Consider the following 1632-nt stretch of genomic DNA (forward strand, 5'->3'; position numbering starts at 1 on the left):
TCGCGCTCGGCGGTACGGCGGCGCAATGCATCGGTGAGGTCGTCGACGGCCACGCCGGACTCCACTGCGGCAATCAAAGCGGCAACCTTGCGGTTCGCCTCGCCGAGCTGGCGCAGCAAGGCGGCGTTGCCGGCTCCCGGGTCCACTTCCTGACCGCGGGCCAGGTCTTCTGGATCGGCCAGACTGGCGATCCATTCGTCGAGTCGAGGTGTCACCGCATCCTCACGCAGGTAGACCGTGCGCGGGTGATCGATCAGGTCTACAGGTACAGAACGCGACTTACCCAGTTCACACCGGTACAGGATGCGTGTTGCGGGTAAGTCCCCTGGGGTGGTGGGGTTTCGGGAGGCGGCCCGGCCAGGGGTGAAGGTCGTCCCGGGCGTGTCGGTGCCGGTGTTGGGGTGGGCCATCGCGTAGTGATCGGTGAGTTACCGACCAAAGTGACTCAACCGAAGGACACGACGCGATGACCCAGAACCATTCTGCCCTGCTGGCCCAGCTCGATGCACTCAAGTCCGCCGACTCTGGGGCGGTGTTCGCCGAGCTGATCCGCGCCGGGCTGCAAGCGCTGATCGAGGCCGAGGCTACCGAGGCGATCGGCGCCGACCGCTACGAGCGCACCGGCGGGCGTAGCACGCAGCGCAACGGGCACCGCCCCAAGACGGTGGCCACAACCGCCGGCGATATCGAGGTGGGCATCCCCAAGCTGCGGGCCGGCTCGTTTTTCCCGTCGCTGCTGGAACGCCGCCGACGCATCGACAGGGCACTGCACGCGGTGATCATGGAGGCTTACGTGCACGGGGTGTCCACGCGCAGCGTCGATGACCTGGTCGCCGCGATGGGCGTGGACTCTGGGGTGTCCAAGTCGGAGGTCTCCCGGATCTGCGCCGGCCTCGATAAGGAGATCGAGGCGTTTCGCACCCGCAGCCTGGCTCACACGCAGTTTCCGTACGTGTTCTGCGACGCTACGTTCTGCAAGGTGCGGGTCGGGGCGCACGTGGTCTCCCAGGCCCTGGTGGTGGCCACCGGGGTCTCGATCGACGGAACCCGTGAGGTGCTGGGCACCGCTGTCGGCGACAGCGAATCCTTCGAGTTCTGGCGGGAGTTTTTGGCCTCGTTGCGCGCGCGTGGCCTGTCCGGGGTGCACCTGGTGATTTCCGATGCCCATGCGGGCTTGAAAGCTGCGGTGGCCCAACAGTTCAGTGGGTCGTCGTGGCAGCGGTGCCGGGTGCATTTCATGCGTAACCTGCACACCGCGGTCTCAGCCAAGCACGCCCCCGCGGTGACCGCAGCGGTCAAGACGATCTTCGCCCACACCGACCCCGAGGAGGTCGCCGACCAGTGGGACCGCGTCGCTGACACCCTCGCCGACTCGTTTCCGAAGGTCGCGGCCATGATGGGCGAGGCCAAGACCGATGTGTTGGCGTTCACCGCGTTCCCCAAGGCCCACTGGCAGAAGATCTGGTCGAACAATCCCATAGAACGGTTGAACAAGGAGATCAAGCGCCGGGCCGATGTCGTGGAGATCTTCCCCAACCCCGCGGCGTTCCTGCGCCTGGCGACGGCGGTGGTCATCGAATCCCACGACGAATGGCAGGTCACCCGCCGCTATCTCTCCGATGTCTCCATGGA

Annotated in this window: 1 protein-coding gene and 1 pseudogene; one reads left to right on the plus strand and one right to left on the minus strand. The window is 66.2% G+C overall.

What is annotated here, in order from left to right; translation table 11 throughout:
• Nucleotides 1-410: pseudogene (locus tag AC2VOG_RS17010) on the minus strand (hypothetical protein); the annotation flags it as partial.
• Nucleotides 411-466: 56 nt separating this feature from the next.
• Between AC2VOG_RS17010 and AC2VOG_RS17015 the strand changes: the two are divergent.
• Nucleotides 467-1632: IS256 family transposase (locus AC2VOG_RS17015; RefSeq protein WP_486941030.1), on the plus strand; the 1166-nt coding region annotated here is incomplete at its 3' end.

It is taken from the genome of Mycobacterium sp. TH-M11, assembly GCF_057473725.1.